Source organism: Burkholderia cepacia complex sp. TUM26381 (assembly GCF_057439935.1).
The window spans coordinates 2,477,715-2,496,431 of the sequence record NZ_CM172007.1 but is presented as its reverse complement, the minus strand read 5'-3'; the positions used below and the strand labels follow the sequence as shown (position 1 = coordinate 2,496,431).

The 18,717-nt window shown below is 67.4% G+C and carries 19 protein-coding genes; 13 read left to right on the top strand and 6 right to left on the bottom strand.

What is annotated here, in order from left to right; genetic code table 11:
• Window positions 1-97: 97 nt before the first annotated feature.
• Together ACWMMN_RS27825 and ACWMMN_RS27820 are read right to left on the bottom strand one after the other, a co-directional pair.
• Entirely contained in the window at window positions 98-499 is a 402-nt protein-coding gene (locus tag ACWMMN_RS27825) for an OsmC family protein (protein WP_059237376.1), read from the bottom strand.
• Window positions 500-595: 96 nt separating this feature from the next.
• Window positions 596-1,519, bottom strand: a complete 924-nt coding sequence (locus ACWMMN_RS27820) for a LysR family transcriptional regulator (RefSeq protein WP_486423423.1) — start codon at window positions 1,517-1,519, stop codon at window positions 596-598.
• A gap of 468 nt (window positions 1,520-1,987) precedes the next feature.
• On the opposite strand from ACWMMN_RS27820, the gene ACWMMN_RS27815 reads away from it, so the two are divergent.
• The 6 genes from ACWMMN_RS27815 (at window position 1,988) to ACWMMN_RS27790 (ending at window position 8,018) form a co-directional block, all read left to right on the top strand.
• Window positions 1,988-3,064 carry a helix-turn-helix domain-containing protein gene (locus ACWMMN_RS27815; protein WP_059237374.1) on the top strand — a complete coding sequence of 359 codons (1,077 nt, stop codon included), beginning with the start codon at window positions 1,988-1,990 and terminating at the stop codon, window positions 3,062-3,064.
• Window positions 3,013-4,329: an Nramp family divalent metal transporter gene (locus tag ACWMMN_RS27810; protein ID WP_174993119.1), complete on the top strand. Its 1,317-nt coding sequence runs from the start codon at window positions 3,013-3,015 to the stop codon at window positions 4,327-4,329. Before ACWMMN_RS27815 ends, ACWMMN_RS27810 begins: the two co-directional genes overlap by 52 nt.
• Before the next feature lie 80 nt (window positions 4,330-4,409).
• The gene (locus ACWMMN_RS27805) at window positions 4,410-5,000 is read left to right on the top strand and encodes a phosphatase PAP2 family protein (protein WP_486423422.1); all 591 of its coding nucleotides are present in this window, start codon (window positions 4,410-4,412) and stop codon (window positions 4,998-5,000) included.
• A gap of 457 nt (window positions 5,001-5,457) precedes the next feature.
• Window positions 5,458-6,246 carry an SDR family oxidoreductase gene (locus tag ACWMMN_RS27800; RefSeq protein ID WP_046549465.1) on the top strand — a complete coding sequence of 263 codons (789 nt, stop codon included), beginning with the start codon at window positions 5,458-5,460 and terminating at the stop codon, window positions 6,244-6,246.
• A 37-nt stretch (window positions 6,247-6,283) separates the two neighbouring features.
• Window positions 6,284-7,300 (top strand): NADP-dependent oxidoreductase, encoded by a 1,017-nt coding sequence (locus tag ACWMMN_RS27795; RefSeq protein ID WP_342705858.1) that lies wholly within the window; start codon window positions 6,284-6,286, stop codon window positions 7,298-7,300.
• Between the two features lie 196 nt (window positions 7,301-7,496).
• Window positions 7,497-8,018, top strand: a complete 522-nt coding sequence (locus tag ACWMMN_RS27790) for a thioesterase (protein ID WP_486423421.1) — start codon at window positions 7,497-7,499, stop codon at window positions 8,016-8,018.
• Window positions 8,019-8,084: 66 nt separating this feature from the next.
• On the opposite strand, the gene ACWMMN_RS27785 is transcribed toward ACWMMN_RS27790, so the two are convergent.
• The 4 genes from ACWMMN_RS27785 to ACWMMN_RS27770 form a co-directional block, all read right to left on the bottom strand.
• Window positions 8,085-9,137 carry an AI-2E family transporter gene (locus tag ACWMMN_RS27785; protein WP_059237369.1) on the bottom strand — a complete coding sequence of 351 codons (1,053 nt, stop codon included), beginning with the start codon at window positions 9,135-9,137 and terminating at the stop codon, window positions 8,085-8,087.
• A gap of 236 nt (window positions 9,138-9,373) precedes the next feature.
• Complete coding sequence (locus ACWMMN_RS27780; RefSeq protein ID WP_059237368.1) at window positions 9,374-9,958, bottom strand: BPSL1445 family SYLF domain-containing lipoprotein; 585 nt, start codon at window positions 9,956-9,958, stop codon at window positions 9,374-9,376.
• A 64-nt stretch (window positions 9,959-10,022) separates the two neighbouring features.
• A complete protein-coding gene (locus ACWMMN_RS27775) occupies window positions 10,023-10,409 on the bottom strand; it encodes an ElaB/YgaM/YqjD family protein (RefSeq protein WP_006487804.1) in 387 nt (128 codons plus the stop codon).
• A 285-nt stretch (window positions 10,410-10,694) separates the two neighbouring features.
• Window positions 10,695-12,542 carry an ExeM/NucH family extracellular endonuclease gene (locus tag ACWMMN_RS27770; protein ID WP_256086637.1) on the bottom strand — a complete coding sequence of 616 codons (1,848 nt, stop codon included), beginning with the start codon at window positions 12,540-12,542 and terminating at the stop codon, window positions 10,695-10,697.
• A 207-nt stretch (window positions 12,543-12,749) separates the two neighbouring features.
• On the opposite strand from ACWMMN_RS27770, the gene ACWMMN_RS27765 reads away from it, so the two are divergent.
• The 7 genes from ACWMMN_RS27765 (at window position 12,750) to ACWMMN_RS27735 (ending at window position 18,126) form a co-directional block, all read left to right on the top strand.
• Entirely contained in the window at window positions 12,750-13,103 is a 354-nt protein-coding gene (locus ACWMMN_RS27765; RefSeq protein WP_006482933.1) for a YciI family protein, read from the top strand.
• A gap of 125 nt (window positions 13,104-13,228) precedes the next feature.
• Window positions 13,229-13,648 carry a YciI family protein gene (locus ACWMMN_RS27760; protein WP_059237366.1) on the top strand — a complete coding sequence of 140 codons (420 nt, stop codon included), beginning with the start codon at window positions 13,229-13,231 and terminating at the stop codon, window positions 13,646-13,648.
• 38 nt (window positions 13,649-13,686) lie between these two features.
• Window positions 13,687-14,103: a VOC family protein gene (locus ACWMMN_RS27755; protein ID WP_059237365.1), complete on the top strand. Its 417-nt coding sequence runs from the start codon at window positions 13,687-13,689 to the stop codon at window positions 14,101-14,103.
• Window positions 14,100-15,368 (top strand): RNA polymerase sigma factor, encoded by a 1,269-nt coding sequence (locus ACWMMN_RS27750; protein WP_174993123.1) that lies wholly within the window; start codon window positions 14,100-14,102, stop codon window positions 15,366-15,368. Before ACWMMN_RS27755 ends, ACWMMN_RS27750 begins: the two co-directional genes overlap by 4 nt.
• Window positions 15,369-15,631: 263 nt before the next feature.
• Window positions 15,632-16,054, top strand: a complete 423-nt coding sequence (locus ACWMMN_RS27745; protein ID WP_006497294.1) for a rubrerythrin family protein — start codon at window positions 15,632-15,634, stop codon at window positions 16,052-16,054.
• A 122-nt stretch (window positions 16,055-16,176) separates the two neighbouring features.
• Window positions 16,177-17,514: a heterodisulfide reductase-related iron-sulfur binding cluster gene (locus ACWMMN_RS27740; protein WP_486423420.1), complete on the top strand. Its 1,338-nt coding sequence runs from the start codon at window positions 16,177-16,179 to the stop codon at window positions 17,512-17,514.
• Between the two features lie 30 nt (window positions 17,515-17,544).
• The gene (locus ACWMMN_RS27735) at window positions 17,545-18,126 is read left to right on the top strand and encodes a DUF3501 family protein (RefSeq protein ID WP_174993124.1); all 582 of its coding nucleotides are present in this window, start codon (window positions 17,545-17,547) and stop codon (window positions 18,124-18,126) included.
• Window positions 18,127-18,717 lie beyond the last annotated feature (591 nt).

Below are 18,717 nucleotides of genomic sequence, written 5' to 3'. Positions count from 1 at the left end.
GCGGAATCGATGAACGGGCGGGTCGCGCATCATGCGCGGCCCGCCCGTTTTGCATGTCAGGCGGCGATCGCGTGCCGCCCGTCGCGTGCCGCCTGTATCAGTTCAACGTCGTTTCGATCCGCGTGCCGCGCTTGATGAACTGCGTCACCGGCGTCTTCTCGCAGATTTCCGCGAGACGCTGGCGTTGCGCGTCGTCGAGCGGGCCGTCGAGCGTGACGACGCGGCGCACGTATTGCACGCCTTCGCGATCCGCATGCAGCTCGGTGCGCACGGCGATGCGCACGGCCGGCCACGTCTTGCGCTGCATGACCATGCGCAGCGTCGCGGCCGTGCATTGCGCGAGCCCGGCCAGCACGAATTCGTACGGCGCGGGCCCGCGATCCTGGCCGCCTTCGCGCGGCGCTTCGTCGCCGGTCAGCGCGTGCGTGCCGGCCTGCAACTGGACGACGTAGTCGGGCGCGTCGGCCTCGAGGACGGCGGCGGCGTGGATGAGCGACATGACAAGTCTCCGGTGAGCAAGAAGGAAAGAGGGCGCCGCGTGGCGGCATGCAGCCGTCAGCATACCGTCCCGGGCGCGACGGCGCGCGCCGTGCCGCTATGCGTCGGTGATGCCGGCGCTGCTGCGGACGAGTGCGGCGACGCGTTCGCGCACCCACTGGTGCGCGCGATCGGTGTCGCGCGATTCGTGCCAGTACGCGAACAGTGGAAACGGCTTGAGCCGCAGCGGCAGCGGTTGCACGACGATCGGCAGCAGTGCGGCCATCCGCAGCGCATAGGTCTGCGGCAGCGTGACCAGCAGATCGCCGGCCGCGGCGATCTGGCATGCGGCGAAATAGTGCTGGCAGGTGAGCCGGATGTCGCGGAAGCGTCCGTCGTTGCCGAGCAGCACGTCGAGCGATTGCGGTTCGCCGAGCGACGACACCGCGATATGCTGCGCCGCGAAATAATCGCCGCGCCGCAGCGGGTCGCCCGCCAGCGGATGATCGCGGCGCAGCGCGACGACGAGCGAATCGTCGAGCAGGTGTTCGGTGGCGATGCGCGAGCCCGTCTGCACGCGACGGTCGACGACGAGATCGATGTTGCCCGACGCGAGTTCGCGCTCGATCTCGGATACCGCGACGCGGCGGCTCACGAGCCGCAGGCCCGGCGCTTCGTCGGCGAACGCGGCGACGATGCGCGGCAATGCAATCGATTCGAGCACGTCGCGAATGCCCACCGCGATGCTCAGGTCGAGCGTGGCGGGATCGAATGCCGACGGATCGCGCACGGCGCCTTGCAGGCCCTTCAGGTGCAACTGCACGTCCGCGATGATCGACCGCGTGCGCTCGGTCGGCACGACGCGGTTGCCCTGGCGCACGAACAGCGGATCGTCGAAATGCGCACGCAACCGGTTGAGCGCATGCGTGACGGCCGGCTGCGTGAGATGCAGCGCGCGGGCGGCCGCGCCGATGCCGCCGTGCACGTAGACGGCGTCGAGCACGCGAAACAGGTTCAGGTCGAGTCGATGATCGGCGGGCACGGCGCGCGGAGGGCGTGGTAAAGGACGGCTCGATTCTAAAGGATGCGCAGGCAACGGATGCGCTGGGGCCATCGCGTGCGTTCGATGCGTATCGATTCCGTATCGATTCCGTATCGAACCGATACGCGAGTGCCGCATTGCCCGATGCGCAATGCAATCGAACCCGGCCGTCATGACGCACGACAGCCGCAATAATCGACCGCATCGCGCACGCGATTCTGTGCTGGCATACCAGTGGCCGCCGACAGCCTGTAGTAATCCGCCATCATGCTGTCCACGTCGGCCATTTCGTGCCAAAGGCGCTACCCGTTCGGCTAAGATGCCGTCGCTTCATATTTCGGGATAGCCGTCCTGTCGCACGCATTCAAACCAAATATAAGCCTGACAGTTCGACGGTATTAGAAGAAGTCGAACAAGTCGGGGGCTTGGCCAGTGAATGCAGCAGATCAGCGGTGGGTCGTTATCTATTTGAGTACGGGGTTTTCGTTAGCCCAGGCCGCGCGCCTTGGCGAGGCCTTCAACCTGGCGAATCGCCTGCATGCGTACAGTGCGGATTACCAGTTGAAGTACGTATCCGAAAGCGGGGGACTGTTGCAGTCGTCGTCCGGCGTGAGAATCGCAGCGGATCCGCTCGGCGACGAGCACGGCCGTCGCGCGCTCGCGTTCTTTCATCTTCATGGCGATCGCGCGGCCGTCAACTGGGATGACGCGTTGCAGCGGCGCCTGACGGACATTCGTCATCATGCGCGGTGGATCGTCGACGCGATGGATCTGCCTGCGCTCGCGGCCACGCATCGGCCATCGGCGGCGCTCGACATGCGGCCGGGCCGGCGCCGTGCCGCCGCGACGATCGAACTGCAGGCCGGCGAGACCGACGTGTTTGCCGCCGCGCTCGACATGTTTCGCGCCGACCTCGGCGACAGCGCCGCGCAGGAGATCGCCAGCAACATGATGCGGCCGGTCGAGCAGCGCTATGCCCAGTCGATGTGGGCGTTCCGCGAACTGAGCGCGAGCCCGTCGATCCGGATGTCCGCGCAGCGGCTGCGCGCGCAGAGCGTGAACCGCATTTCGATCGCGAACGCTGCACAGGCGGCCGCGATGAGCGAGCGCAATTTCCTGCGGCGCTTCAAGAAGGAAATCGGCGTGACGCCGACCGAGTTCGTGCAGCACGTGCGGCTCGAGCGCGCGTGCCACATGCTGATCCATACGACGCTGCCGGCCGACAAGGTCGCGCGGCGCACCGGGTTCGGCAGCGGCGAGCGGCTCGCGAAGCTGTTTCGCCAGCGCCTCCTGATGTCGCCGACAGAATTTCGGCTGGCCGAACGGGACAGGATCCTGAATCACGGCACCATGCGGCCCGATGCGGACGACGGGCCTGCCCCGGCGTTTTGCGATGGCGACGGGGCGAGTTGCGACGCGTGTATCGACGCGCACGAGAAAACGGGACGGATACCCGTAAAATCGTCCTGTCGCGATCTCGATTCCCGGTTTCCATGCCCTTCCTCCCCACTACCGCCACCGCCCCTTTCTGCCCGTCGGAAGTAAAGGGCAGCATCACGATCGATGCCGCCGCGCCGCGCTGGCAGAAGCTCAAGCGCTTCTTCGGCCCCGGCCTGCTGGTCGCGATCGGCTACATGGATCCCGGCAACTGGGCGACCGACATTCAGGCCGGGTCGCAGTTCGGCTATTCGCTGCTGTGGGTCGTCGCGTTCTCGAGCCTCGCGGCGATCTTCCTGCAGATGCTCGCGGCACGGCTCGGCCTCGTCGCGGGCAAGGATCTCGCGCAGGCCAGCTATGACCGCTACGGCCGGTTCGGCCGCATCGTGCAGTGGATCACGGCCGAAGTGTCGATCATCGCGTGCGACATCGCGGAAGTGCTCGGTTGCGCGCTCGCGTTCAAGCTGCTGCTCGGCGTGCCGCTCGCGTGGGGCGTCGTGCTGACCGCGCTCGACACGGTGATCGTGCTCGGCCTGCAGGGCAAGGGCTTCCGGCAGATCGAGGCGATCGTGCTCGGGCTGATCGCGACGATGGCGTTCTGCTTCGTCGCGCAGGTGGCGATCACGCCGCCCGACTGGCACGCGGTGGTCGGCGGGCTCGTGCCGGGCGATCCGGGCCATGACCGCAAGGACGCGATCGTGCTCGCGCTGGGCATCGTCGGTGCGACGATCATGCCGCACAACCTGTACCTGCATTCGTCGGTCGTGCAGACGCGGCATGTGGTCGGCGGCGCGCGCGGCGTGATCCGCGACACGCTCGCGCTCGTGCGCATCGATACCTGCGTGTCGCTGTTCGTCGCGATGCTCGTCAATGCGGCGATCCTGGTCGTCGCCGGCGCGGCGTTCCACGCGACCGGCCAGCACAACGTGACCGACATCGAGCAGGCCTACAAGCTGATTACGCCGATCGCGGGCGGTGCGGCCGCGCTGCTGTTCGGCATCGCGCTGCTCGCGTCGGGGCAGAGCTCGACGCTGACCGGCACGATCGCCGGCCAGGTGATCATGGACGGCTTCCTGCATACGAAGATCCCGTGCTACCAGCGCCGGCTGATCACGCGCGGGCTCGCGCTCGTGCCGGCGCTGATCGGTGTGCTGTGGCTCGGCGACGGCTCGGTCGGGCAGCTGCTCGTGTGGAGCCAGGTGTTGCTGAGCCTGCAGCTGCCGTTCGCGATGTGGCCGCTGATCCGTTCGGTCAGCGATCGAAAGACGATGGGCGAACATGCGATCGGGCGCGGGATGCAGGTCGCCGCGTGGGCGCTGTTCGTCGTCATCGGCGGGACGAACCTGCTGTTGATTACCGGTGTCGCGGGCTGATACAGCCTGTCACAGGCGGACACAGACGCACGGCGCGCATGCGGTAAACTGCGCCCTTTCGATCGTCTGCGAAGTCCGTTATGTGGAGTGAAATCAGCAACATCGGCGATGCCGCGCTGACCTTGCCGATCGCGCTGACGTGCGCGGCATGGCTTGCGCTGACCGACTGGCGTCTCGCCGTCCGCTGGGGCGTGCTGCTCGCCGCCGGCATGGGCCTCGTCGGCGCAACGAAGATCCTGTATGCGGGGTGCGGCATCGAACTCCCGCAATTCGATTTCCGCGTGATCAGCGGCCATACGATGCTGTCGACGTCCGTGTGGACGGTCGCGCTGTCGATGCTGTGGCAGGCTTTCCTGCCGGGCAAGGCGCCGGGTATCGCGGCCGGGCTCGCGGTCGGCGCGGTCACGGCCGTCGCGCGCGTGTTCGATCACTCGCATACCGTCCCGGAAGTCGTCGTCGGCTGGATGCTCGGCGCGCTGGTCGCGCTGGTGTTCCTGCGCGGCTACGACGGCGCGCGGCAGCGCGCGTTCTCGCCGCGTGTCGCGGCGGTCTGCCTGCTGCTCGTGTCGGGCATCGCGTACGGGCACCGCGCGCCGTTCCAGCAGATGATCGACACGCATTCGCCGCAGCTCTGCGCGTTCGTGCGCGCACCGTCGGGCGACGGATTCTGACGGTTGCCGACGGCGGCGCGTTTGCGTCGCCTTCTGGCTGCCGGCAATCGTCCGGCGGTTGCACGACGCCATGCCCGTTCATCTTCCCGATGGCTTCCGCGCCTGCGCGGAACGCAACTTGCGTCATTTCCCCTGAAAAACGCTGCGCCAGCTGGCCGGCGTACCGGCCGGCGCATCGGCGCCGGTATGCGCAAGTCATGAACAGGGATGATGACCGGGCATAACGAATATTCATTTCATCGATTGGCGTCATTCGCGTACGCTGGCTGTCGTTCAACCGGGGCCGGCTGCCCGGCTTGCCCGGCGCGTGTCGCATTCATCTCGATATACTCGCGGAAATCGTAGCGTGCCTCGCAGCGCCGATGCATCGGCGAGCGGCCCGCGTCGGCGCGATACCTACGGACACACCCGTCGCGGCAACGTTGCGCGACGACGATTCACGACAGGAGCCAGTCACATGACAGTCGTTTCTTCGCGCCTCGCAGGCAAGTGCGCATACATCACGGGCGCCGCGGGCGGCCTCGGCCGCGCGATCGCGCGCCGGATGGTCGAGCAGGGCGCGCGCGTGTTCGTGACCGACATCGCCGAAGCGGCGGTGCTCGACGCGTTCGCGCAGGAACTCAACGCGGGCCACGCGACGCCGGTCGCGTTCGCCGCGACGCAGGACGTTCGCGACGAAGCGCGCTGGCAGGCGCTGCTCGCGCAGGCGGTCGACGCGATGGGCGGGCTGTCGGTGCTCGTCAACAACGCGGGCGTCGGCTCGATCGGCTCGCCCGCGCAGATCGAGCTGGACGAATGGCGGCGCGTGATGGCGATCAACGTCGAGAGCATCGTGCTCGGCTGCAAGCACGCGCTGTCCTATCTGGCTGAGAGCCACCCCGCGTCGATCATCAACATCTCGTCGGTCGCCGCGTTCAAGGTCGAGCCGGATTTCACCGCATACAACGCATCGAAGGCGGCGGTTGCGTCGCTGACGAAGTCGGTCGCGATCGACTGCGCGCGCCGCGAGATCGACGTGCGCTGCAACTCGATTCACCCGGCATTCATCCGCACGGGGATCGTCGAGCCGCTGTTCCAGTCGCTCGGCGAACGCGACGCGACGCGCAAGCTCGCGCGCGGCATTCCGCTGCGCCGGCTTGGCGAGCCGGACGACGTCGCGCATGCGGCCGTGTATCTCGCATCCGACGAGAGCCGCTTCGTGACGGCCGCCGAACTCGTGATCGACGGCGGCATGTGCGCGGTCTGACGCGCATCCCGAACCACAACGACCGGAGGAGAACATCATGTCCACACCCGTGAACCGCCAGCTGCTGCTGAAGACGCGCCCCGAAGGGCGGGTCGGCCGCGAACACTTTTCGCTCGTCGAGACGCCGGTGCCGGCGCTCGCGGACGGCGAGGTGCTCGTGCGCGTGCTGTACCTGTCGATGGACCCGACCAACCGCGTGTGGATGAGCGATGTGCCGCAGTACCTGCCGCCCGTCGCGATCGGCGACGTGATGCGCGCGCTCGGCATCGGGCGCGTGGTCGCATCGCGCCATGCGGGTTTCGCGGAAGGCGATCTCGTGCAGGGGCTCGTCGGCTGGCAGGACTATGCGGTCGTGCCGGCCGGACAGGTCGCGCAGCTCGTGAAGCTGCCCGTGCAGTCGGGCCTGCCGCTGCCGACGTTGCTCGGCGCGTGCGGGATGAGCGGGCTGACCGCGTACTACGGACTGACCGACATCACGCCGGTGCAGCCGGGCGAAACGCTCGTCGTGTCGGCGGCGGCCGGATCGGTCGGCTCGATCGCCGGGCAGATCGGCAAGATCCACGGCGCACGGGTGGTCGGCATCGCGGGCGGCGCGGACAAGTGCCGCTACCTGACCGAGACGCTCGGCTTCGACGCGGCCGTCGACTACAAGGCCGACGATTTCCGTCAGCAACTGAAGGCGGCCACCCCCGACGGCGTGCACGTGAACTTCGAGAACGTTGGCGGCGAGGTGATGCGTGCGGTGCTGTCGCGGATGGTGATCGGCGGCCGCGTCGCGTTGTGCGGCGTGATCTCGAACTACAACAGCGGCCGCGCGGCCGACGACTTCGGCGCGCTGATCTCGAAGCGGCTGACGATGCGCGGCTTCCTGATCCTCGACTACCGCAAGAGCCGCGAAGCCGTGCAGACGCTTTCCGGCTGGCTGCGCGACGGCCGGCTCAAGGCCGAGGAAACCGTCGCCGACGGCCTCGAAAATGCACCTGTCGTGCTGAATCGCCTGTTCGATGGCGACCACCGCGGCAAGCTCGTGCTGCGTGTCGATCCGGATGCGTGACGGGCATGCCACGCCGGTCGCGGGTTGCCGCGCGGTCGTGTCGGCGGCAGTGAGTACGATCCAGCGGGCTGCAATTTAGGACTTGTCCCATATATTGTCCGGGGCGCTCTCCCTACAGTGATTGCCAGCAAACAGGCGGTGTGACCGATGCGTCACGCCGCCTGTTTTTCTGGTGTTGCGACACAGGAGGGCGAGCATGCGAAACAAGGCGAAGAGGGCGGCACCGGTAACGGCAGACGTACGTGAGCGGGCGAGGCGGTGCGCAGATGCCGTGTGGACGGCAGCATTCGGACTCGGTGCGGTGCTGGCGATGCCGAATGCGATGGCGGCCGGACCGGCCGCGTCGGACGGCGTCGTACGGTTCACCGGCGCACTTGTCGATCGCTACGACGTGACACTCGATGCGCCGTCGGTCGCACGCCGTGACGCACCGGAGGGGGCCGGCAGCAATGCGACGGCCACGCTCCGGTTCGATGCGCATGGCCGGCGCTTGCCGGGTGCGCAGGTGACGCTGGTCGGGGCCGATGGTGTGCCGTTCGCGCCGGATGCCGGCGCGGGCATGCAGGCAACGTGGCGCGATGCGCGCGACGGGCGAAGCGTGCCGCTGGCGTCGGGCCGTGCCTATCGCGTGGGTCCGCATGGCGGCGTGATGACGGTTGCCGCGGATGAAGCAACGGGCGCCGTGGCGCCCGTCGTGATCAACATTCGTCATCCCTGACCGGCGATTGCCGCAGGTGTGCGGATTGCCGTCGGCCGGTGGCGCGGCACGCGGCCGCGCGGTGCGTCATTCGCCCTGTTCGGAGCGTGCGTAGATGTCCCAGCTCGCCATGAAGAGCGCTGCGACGAGCGGCCCGATCACGAAGCCGTTGATGCCGAACAGCGCCATCCCGCCGAGCGTCGAGATCAGCACGACCCAGTCGGGCATCTTCGTGTCCTTGCCGACGAGGATCGGGCGCAGCAGGTTGTCGACGAGGCCGATCACGCCGACGCAGAACGCGACGAGGATCACGCATTTCCAGACCGCGCCGATCATCAGGAAGTAGAGCGCGGCCGGCACCCACACGAGGCTCGCACCGATCGCTGGGAGCAGCGACAGGAACGCCATCAGCGCACCCCACAGCACGACGCCCTCGATCCCGAGGATCCAGAAGATCAGGGCGCCGAGCGCGCCCTGCACGAGCGCGACCGCGATGTTGCCCTTCACGGTCGCGCGTACGACCGTCGTGAATTTCGCGAGCAGCAGGTTCTTGTGTTCTTCGTCGAGCGGTATTGCGCGACGTACGCGGCGGCCGATCTCGCCGCCGTCGCGCAGCAGGAAGAACACCATGTACAGCATCACGCCGAAGCTCACGACGAACTGGAATGTGTTCTGGCCGATGCTGAGCGCCTGGGTGGCCGCGAACTGGCTGATCTGCGCGGCGCCGTCGGTCAGCTTCTTCTGGATGCCCGGGATGTTGGTCAGCCCGTACTTCTGCAGCAGGTGCTGGATCGACGACGGCAGCGCGTGAATGATGTCCTGGAAGTATTGCGAATAGTTCGGCTGCGCGGTCTTGATTTCCTGGTACACGTACGCGATTTCCTGCACGAGCGTCGCCGCGACGAACACGAGCGGCAGGATCACGATCAGGATGATCACCGACATCGTCACGAGCGCGGCCAGGTTGCGCCGCTTGCCGAAGCGCGCGGCGAGCCAGCGCTGCACGGGCTGGAACAGGATCGCGAGAATGGTGCCCCAGAACACCGCGCCGGAGAACGGCGCGAGGATCCAGCAGAGTCCGACGGTGACCGCGGCCAGCAGGAAATAGAAGAATTTTTGGTGATCGTGTCCGCTTTCCATGGATGGCGTTCGCGCAGATTGTTGCTTCGTTTGATTGAATTGCGTTGCCCGGGGCGCGATCGGCTCGCGAACGTCACGGGTTCGCGGCGGTACGCGGCGTGGGGCGGCCCGAACGGGAGTATGCCCGCAAAGGCCCCGCCATCATAGCCGCTGCGTGTGACCCATGCGAAAACGCCGCGGCCGGGGCCGCGGCGCTGCCGGGAAGCGGGCGCGGCGCACAGCCGCGCGCCGCATCGTCAGATGTTGAGCTTCGTGACCTTGGTGCCGTTCACCGACAGGTCGCCCATCAGGCCGGCGTTGGTCAGGACAAGCACCTCGACCGGGGCGGTGGCCGTGGTGGTGTCGACCGCGCCGTTCGCGCCGACCTTCACGACCGCGACCGATGCGTCGGCGCCGGCAGCCCAGCCTTCGGACTTGCGGAACGCGTCGAGCGCATCCTGCGTCATGAACAGGAACACGATCGCCTTCGATTGCGCGCCGGCCTGCAGGCCGACCGACAGCGACGACGTGTTGTAGTAGCCGACGGTGCTGCCGCCGACGCGCAGCGCGCCATTGCCGGACTGGCCGCCGACGATGAAGCCGGCCTGCAGCACGTTCGGGAACACGAGCGTGCCGCGCGATTTCGCGACGAGCTCACGCGAACCCGGCACCGTCGAATAGAGGCGCGACAGCGTGGCGTTCACGCTGGCGTCGATCGACTGGCGCTTCGACGCGCTGGTCGATGCGTTCTCGGGTTTGTCGGGCGTGGTCGTACAGCCGGCGAGCGCGAGGCTGCCGAGCATCACGGCAGCGGCGGCTTTCATGGCGAGGGATTTCTGCATGGCGGTTCTCCTTCGTTGTCTGATTGAGGACGGACGGTGCGGGCAGCGGGGCGGCCGGCCCCGTTCAACGGCGGGAAAGGAGCAGGCCCGCAACGAACGCGAGGCCCGCGACGACGCCGGCGGTTTGCCAGGGGTTGTCGTGCACGGCTTGCGATACGCGTTCGGCCGAATCGCGCAGCCGGGCGGCCGCGCTGCCCGACGCGTAGTCGAGCGCGCTGCGCGCTTCATCGAGCCGGGATTGCACACGCTTGCGCAGGGCGGCGATATCACCATCGCCATCGTTTTTCAGCAGATCTTCCAGTTCGTCGACCAGCCCGCGCAGATCGTCGGTCACGTCGGCATGCAGGTCGCGGGCGGCCGAGCGCGTCGTGCGCCCCACGCGCCGGCCGGTGCGACGGATGTCGGACAGGCCGCGGTCCAGCTTGTGTTCGATCGAGTCGGTAAGCGCCATGGTGTTTATCCTCCATTGATTCAAGGCAAGTTTGAAGATAAGACGAATCCCAGCAACTAATGTGATTCACTTGACCCGATTGAGTTTCGAGACAATTTTTCAATTTGTCGGCAGGATCGCCGCGAAGCCCCGTCGCGCGGGGCCGTGCGGCGGTTGAAAAAATTTCCCGATCGGGCGAAACGCGTACAACGGCCGGTGGTGCGAAGTGAATGTCCGGTAAATATGGCGTCGCCAGGGGTTTCAGGTAAATAGTGCCGTTGCAGGCGATGTGCTGATGCAAATGCACTAATCCACGGTGTATCGGCGAGCAGGGTTCGTGCCCGCGGCCGGTGCCGGGCCGCTGCCGCCCGGCGCAATGTCGATGACGACGGGATCGTGGTCCGACGAGCGGTATGCGTCGGGCGCGTAATAGGACAGCCGGTGCGCGGCCGTTTTGTAATCGGGCACCGGTTGCAGTGCAGCCGGTTCATCGGCATTGATGTGCCAGACATGCACGGCTTTGACACGCGCGGCGAGCGGTGGCGTGGCAAGCGCATGGTCGAGATTGCCGGCTTCACCGCGAAATACGTAGCTGTACGCAGCATCGCCGACGAAGCGGGCAACCAGGTTCGTGTAGCCGCGCGCTTCGAGCGTGCGGATCGGGTCTTCCTTCGCATAACTGTTCAGATCGCCGATCAGCAGCACGCCGTCGGCCGCGGCGCCCGTCGGAGACGTGGCGAGCCAGTCGGCGACACGCGCGGCTGCCCGCGTGCGCGCCGCATTCCAGCAACCCTGGCCGTCGGACTGGTCGAGGTCGGCCCCCTCCGCGCGAGGACAGTTCTTCGACTTCAGGTGATTGACCGCGACCGTGAGCGCACGCGTGCCGCCGATGCGCCGGAACGTCTGCGCGAGCGGAGGGCGGTGCCGGCCGCCGAGTGCGACGGTGGCGGGGCGCCCGACCGGTTCGACCGCGCGGCTGTCATACAGCAGCGCGACCGCGATCGCATCGCGCCCGAGCCGCGCGGTGCCGGGATCGACCGCGCGCCAGCCGTCGCCGAGTTGCGCGGCGAGACGCTGCACGGCGCTTGCGTCGCCGTAGCCGTTGTTCGCGATTTCCATCAGCCCGATCACGTCGGCCCGCAGTGCGCGCAAGGCTGCGACGATCTTCGCCTCCTGTCGGGCGAACGCGGCGGGTGTTTTCGCGCCGCGGCTGGTCGGTGCGCCGAATCCGCCGCCGTGGCCGTCGCCGCTGAAATAGTTGAACACGTTGAACGATGCGATGCGCACGTCGGCATCGGGATGCCGGGCCGGTGCCGCGGCACGCGGGTTCGCGGCGGCGTCGAACCTGGGCGTCTTGCCGGTAACCGGTTGCAGCCGCCACGTGCCGAAGCGCAGCTCGAGCACGCCTTCGACGCCGCGCACCGTGTAGCCCGCGCGTAGCGTGTTGGCGGCGCTCAGCGCGGGCGGCGGAAAGCGGACGGTCGCAGGGTGCGGGCGGAGCGAACCGTCGTCCAGCACGATGCGGTTGAGTGCATTGGCCGCTGCATGCACGGCCGCTTCGGCGGGTGGCGCGACGTGGGTCGGCGTGCGCAGCCGGCCGTTGCTGAGCACGACGCTGCCGTAGCGGCCGAGTTCGTAGGTATCGCTGACCGTCAGCGTTTGCGGCAGGCGCACGCGCATGGCTTCGTGCGCGGCCAGTACGGCCGGCGAGGCGAACGGCAGCGTGAGCGTTGCCGGGGTGACCGTCTGCCCGCGCGCGCAGACGGCAATGCCGCCCGACAGCGTGAATTGCGTGCGGCCGTATCGCTCGTCGACCTTGCCGGTGAGATGCACGAGATCGCCCGCCTTTGCGCGCGCGCCCGGCGCATACACGAACAGGCCTTCCGGGACGCCCGGCCTGCGCTGTCGCTGCGCGTCGGCCTGCTGGACGAAGAAGCCGCCGAGGCCGTCGGCGCTGCCGAACGCCGCGGTGACGACCGCTTCGATCGAGGTCGTCTGCCCGGCCAGCGGCGACGGGCCGCTGGCACGGCGGATCTCGGCAATCGCCGTGGTTGCGCCGCCGCAGCCCGCGCTGACCGGCAGCGCGGCGGCCGCCGGCCCGGCAAGGAGGGCAAGCGACAACGCAGTGGCAAGCAGCGGAAGCAGGCGTGACATGGGGCGGTCCACAGGAAGACAATTCGACGGTTCGGGCTCGCATCTTGAAGGCAAAATGTCAGGCTGCGGTCGAATTGGCCATCCGGCCAGTGTCGTTCGGCCAACGATGCCGGCAAGCCGCACCGCGGCTGTTACGCTCTCGCGTCGGGTGTCGCAGGCCGGGCGCCTGGTGAGTGCCGCCGCACCCCGTTCCCACAGGAGAAATCCATGTCTTACATGCTGTTGATTGTCGAACCGACCGAACAGCGCGCCGAGCGCACGCTCGACGAAGGTCAGGCGCTCTATGCGCGGATGGTCGATTTCGCCGAGTCGCTGAAGGCGCGCGGCGTGCTGCGCGGCGTCGAGTCGCTGGAGCGCTCCGAGCGCGGCACGCGCGTGCAGGTGCGCGACGGCGAGACGCGTTTGCTCGACGGCCCGTTCGCGGAGGCAAAGGAAATGGTCGGTGGCTTCTTCCTCGTCGACGTCGACACGCGCGAAGAAGCGATCGAGATCGCGCGTCAGTGCCCGGCCGCGCAATGGTGCACGGTCGAGGTTCGCGCGGTGGGGCCGTGCTTTCTGTGAGTGTCGCGGCTCGGTATTTACCCTGATTTGTCGTGGCGCGTGTCGAATCGGCGGTCTTCCGTCCGTCGTCCGGATAAGGCCCCGATGAACGGGCGCTGCCTTCCATCGACGACAAGGAGTGAACGATGCGATTCATGATCATGATCCGGGCGAACGCCGTCAGCGAATCCGACGCGTTGCCGGACAACCGGCTGGTCGAAGCCATGACCGTCTATCACGAGGAACTGGCCAAGGCCGGCGTGCTGCTCGACGCGAACGGGCTGCGGCCGAGCGCGCGCGGCTGGCGCGTGCGCTACACGGGCGGCAAGGGAACCGTGGTCGACGGCCCGTTCGCCGAAACGAAGGAACTGATCGCCGGCTATACGCTGATCCAGGTGCGTTCGCGTGACGAAGCGCTCGAGTGGACGCGGCGGTTCCCCGCGCCGTTCGGCGCCGAGATGGATTGCGAGATCGAGGTGCGTCCGCTGTTCGAGCTCGACGACCTCACGCCGAGCGACGCGGTCGAGCGGTTCCGCGACCTCCACGTCGGCCGCACCAACGCGTGAATGCCCACCTGAATCCAACCTCACCGGGAGCACCCGTCATGCACAAGATGGTTTTCATCAACTTGCCCGTGGCCGACCTGCCGCGCTCGAAGGCGTTCTACCAGGCGCTGGGCTTCGAGGTCGTGCCCGAATACACCAACGACCAGGCAGCCTGCATCAAGATCAGCGACACGATCTTCGCGATGCTGCTCGTGCGGCCGTTTTTCCAGTCCTTTACCGGCAAGACCATCATCGATCCTGCGACGCAGGTGCAGGTGCTGTCGTGCCTGTCATGCGAAAGCCGCGCCGAGGTCGACGCGATCGTCGCGAAGGCGCTGGCGGCCGGCGGGTCCGCGCCGCAAGCGCCGCGCGAGTATCCGAACATGTACGGCCACGGGTTCGACGATCCGGACGGCCACGCATGGGAGCTGATGGCCATGCCGCTGGATGCGTCCGCCCAGGGGCACGCGTCGTGACGCGTGAGGCGACTCACCGTGCGATCGAAGCGGTCTGGCGGATCGAGGCGCCGAAAATCATCGCGCGCGCTGCGCGCGTGGTGCGCGACGTCGGCGTGGCCGAGGAGCTGGCGCAGGACACGCTCGTCGCGGCGCTCGAGCACTGGCCCGTCGACGGCGTGCCCGACAACCCGGCCGCCTGGCTGATGACGGCCGTGAAGCGTCGCGCGCTCGATCGGGTCCGGCAGGAGTCGCTGCACGCGGCGAAGCGCGACCAGCTCGGCCACGAGATGGACGCGCTCGAAGCACATGTCGTCCCCGACATCGCCGATGCGCTGGCCGACGCGAGCGACGACGAGATCGGCGACGACCTGCTGCGGCTGATTTTCACGTCGTGCCACCCGGTGCTGTCGACCGATGCGCGCGTCGCGCTGACGCTGCGCCTGCTCGGCGGGCTGACGACGGGCGAGATCGCGCGCGCGTTCCTGACGCCGGAGCCGACGATCGCGCAGCGGATCGTGCGCGCGAAGCGCACGCTCGCGGCCGCGCACGTGCCGTTCGAGGTGCCGGCGGCCGATGCGCGGCCCGCGCGGCTCGCGTCGGTGCTCGAAGTGATCTACCTCGTGTTCAACGAAGGCCATGCGGCGACCGCCGGCGACGACTGGACGCGCCCGGCGCTGTGCGACGAGGCGCTGCGGCTCGGCCGCGTGCTGGCCGGGCTCGCGCCGGACGAAAGCGAAGTGCTCGGGCTCGTCGCGCTGATGGAACTGCAGACCTCGCGCATGCATGCGCGCACCGATGCGCAGGGCCGGCCCGTGCTGCTGCTCGACCAGGACCGCAGCCGCTGGGATCCGTTGCTGATCCGGCGCGGCCTCGCGGCGCTGGAGCGGGCGACGAAGCTCGGCGGCGTGCGCGGCCCGTATGCGCTGCAGGCCGCGCTGGCCGCCTGCCATGCGCGTGCGCGGCAGGCGTCGGATACCGACTGGGTGCAGATCGTCGCGCTGTATGACGCACTCGCCGAGGTCGCGCCGTCGCCGGTCGTCGAGCTGAATCGCGCGGTGGCGGTGGGGATGGCGTTCGGCCCGGCCGCGGCGCTCGAACTCGTCGACGTGCTGCGCGACGATCCTGCGCTCGCGCGCTATCACTGGCTGCCGAGCGTGCGCGGCGACCTGCTTGCGAAACTCGGCCGCGCCGACGAGGCCAAGCTCGAATTCCGCCGCGCGGCGGAACTGACGCGCAACGAGCGCGAACGCGAATTGCTGCTCAGGCGCGCGACGGACGCATGACGGACGCATGACGGACGCATGACGGGCGCATGACGGGCGCGGCGCGCGCAAGCGCGGCACCGTGCGCCGGACCCGTCTTCCCGATGATTCCCGCGGCCCGCGCCGGACACTATCGCGCGCATTGAAAAAGCCTATTGGGGGATGCGAACGCGAGCGCCTAGATTGGAGAGCACGATGCGCGCGCCCCGATGCACGCATCGTTCCCCACATATCTGATCGGCCCGGCTCTGCATGCGGCCGCGCCGACTCGAACGGAGGCGCAAATGGCTCAACTCAAGGGCAGCAAAACCGAAGAGAACCTGAAGGCCGCATTCGCGGGTGAATCGCAGGCGAACCGGCGCTATCTGTATTTCGCTTCGAAGGCCGACGTCGAAGGGCAGAACGACGTCGCCGCGCTGTTCCGCTCGACCGCCGAAGGCGAAACCGGCCATGCGCACGGCCATCTCGAATACCTGGAAGCCGTCGGCGATCCGGCCACGGGCTTGCCGTTCGGCTCGTCGCGGCTGAATCTCGAATCGGCGATCGCCGGCGAAACGCACGAATACACCGACATGTATCCGGGCATGGCGAAGACCGCGCGTGACGAAGGCTTCGACGAAATCGCGAACTGGTTCGAGACGCTCGCGAAGGCCGAACGCAGCCACGCGAACCGCTATACGAAGGCGCTGGACAGTCTCGTCGACTGACGGGCCGCCGCAGGCCGCACGGCATCGCCGTGCGATCGGCACGCGGCCGGCTGTTCGTTCATCGCTGCCCGCATCGCGCGGGCGGCGCGCTTGCGCACATGCGCGCCACGCTGGAGCGCCCCATGCCCCACAAGGAAGGCAGTCTCGAAGCCCCGACCCGGCATCCGCTCGACTGGCAGTCCGAAACGTTCTACGACCAGGCCGCGATCGACGCGGAAATGACGCGCGTGTTCGACATCTGCGCCGGCTGCCGGCGCTGCGTGTCGCTGTGCGGCGCGTTTCCGGCGCTGTTCGACCTGGTCGACGACACGCCGATGGGCGACATCGAGGAAGTGCCCAAGGAAGCGTTCGGCAAGGTCGTCGACCAGTGCTACCTGTGCGACCTCTGCTACATGACGAAATGCCCGTACGTGCCGCCGCACGCATGGAACGTCGACTTCCCGCACCTGATGCTGCGCGGCAAGGCCGCGCGCTACCGGCGCGGCGAGGTGGCGCTGCGCGACAAGGTGCTGTCGAATACCGATGCGCTCGGCCATTTCGCGGGCATTCCGATCGTCACGCAGACGGTCAACGCGGTGAACCGCACGCCGCCCGCGCGCCACGCGCTCGAAGCGGCGCTCGGCGTCGATCGCAACGCGTGGCTGCCGGAGTTCGCACCCCGCAAGTTCCGGCGTGCCGCGCAGCGTTCCGGCAACCCGCCCGTGCGCGACGGCGAACGCACGCCCGGCAAGGTCGCGATCTACGCGACGTGCTACGTGAACTTCAACGAGCCCGGCATCGGCCACGACCTGCTTGCGATCCTCGCGCACAACGACATTCCGTACGAGCTTGTCACGCGCGAAGCCTGCTGCGGGATGCCGTTGCTCGAGCAGGGCAACCTCGCCGGCGTCGCCGCGAAGAAGGCCGTGAACATGCCCGTGCTCGAACGCTATGCGCGCGAAGGGTATGCGTTGATCGGCGCGATTCCGAGCTGCGTGCTGATGTACAAGAGCGAGCTGCCGCTGATGTTCCCCGGCGACGAAGCGGTACGCGCGGTGGCCGATGCCTTCTGGGATCCGTTCGAATACGTGATTGCGCGGCATCGTGACGGGTTGCTGAAGACCGATTTCAAGACCGGTCTCGGCACCGTGTCGTATCACGTGCCGTGCCATGCGCGCGTGCAGAACATCGGCCGCAAGACCGCCGATGCGCTGTCGCTCGTGCCCGATACGCGCGTCAACGTGGTCGAGCGTTGTTCGGGCCACGCGGGCACGTTCGGCGTGAAGAAGGCATTCCATGCGGACGCAATGCGGATCGGCGCGCCCGTGTTCAAGGCGATGGCCGAGCCGCAACCGGATTTCGTGTCGTCCGACTGCGCGCTGGCCGGCCATCACATCGTGCAGGGCATCGACGAAAAGGGGCTGCCGCCTGCGCCGCTCGCGCATCCGCTGACGCTGTTGCGCCGCGCGTACGGCATCTGAGCCGATGCCGGCCACTCACGAGGACCTGCCATGACGCTGACCCGCGACTCCCTGCTGACGCTCGAGGCGTACGCGAAGATCCGCCGGACCGAACACGCGCGACTGGTCGCGTACAAGCGCCGCCGCGCGGTGGCGCTCGGCAATCACCTGCGCTTCCTGTTCGAGGACGAGACGACGATCCGCTATCAGATCCAGGAGATGCTGCACATCGAGAAAATTTTCGACGAGGCCGGCATCGAAGGGGAGCTCGAAGCGTATCTGCCGCTGGTGCCCGACGGCACCAACCTGAAGGCGACGATGCAGATCGAGTACGAGCACGAGATCGAACGGCGCGCGGCGCTCGCGCGGCTGATCGGTGTGGAAGATCGCGTGTACCTGCAGGTCGACGGGCATGCGAACGTCTACGCGATCGCCGACGAGGATCTCGAGCGTGACAATGCCGAGAAGACGTCGGCCGTGCATTTCGTGCGTTTCGAACTCGGCGCGCCGATGCGCGCGGCGCTCAAGGAGGGGGCGGCGCTGTCGATCGGCTGCGATCACCCGGCCTACACGATGCCGCCGCAGCGCGTCGAGGCGGACGTGGCCGCGTCGCTGGCCGGCGATCTGCGCTGACACGGCCGCCGCGCGTCCCGAACGCCGGTTTCCGCTTTTCCGTTCCGACCCGAAGCAGGATGTCCGCATGCGGCGCGGCGCTGCCGCGCGCTCATCGCCGCGAAGATGTAACAGGCGTGTCGAGTTTGCATGCGGGGACACACTGTGCATCGCGCGTCACCGTACTTTCATCACTCGCGGAGAAACAATTAAAAGATTGTGCACGGAGATAATTCGATTGAATCGATTTTGAATGATTTACCGATTCGTGAATATCTTGTTACGAATTTCGCCAGGATTTACCGATTTTAAGAAGCAATTCCGGGGATTGTTGCCGGCAAGGGTCGGATCAGGCTGTAACAGCTTATTTCAAGGCATTCTTCATACGCTGCAGAGCCCCGCCAGACGGGCCTTTGCAGCGACGGGCATAAAGATCTCGCAAAAAAATTCATGCGTAAATAGATTGCCTATCCATGGCAGGTTGTTTCAGTGCGTAACATTAAGTCATTGTCATATTGAGATAAACCCTGAGGGTGGTATGCTTCGTGCACAAAAATTCCCACATTGGAGTGAGACCGTGATTTGTGCGCCATTGCCGGGAATCGCGGCACC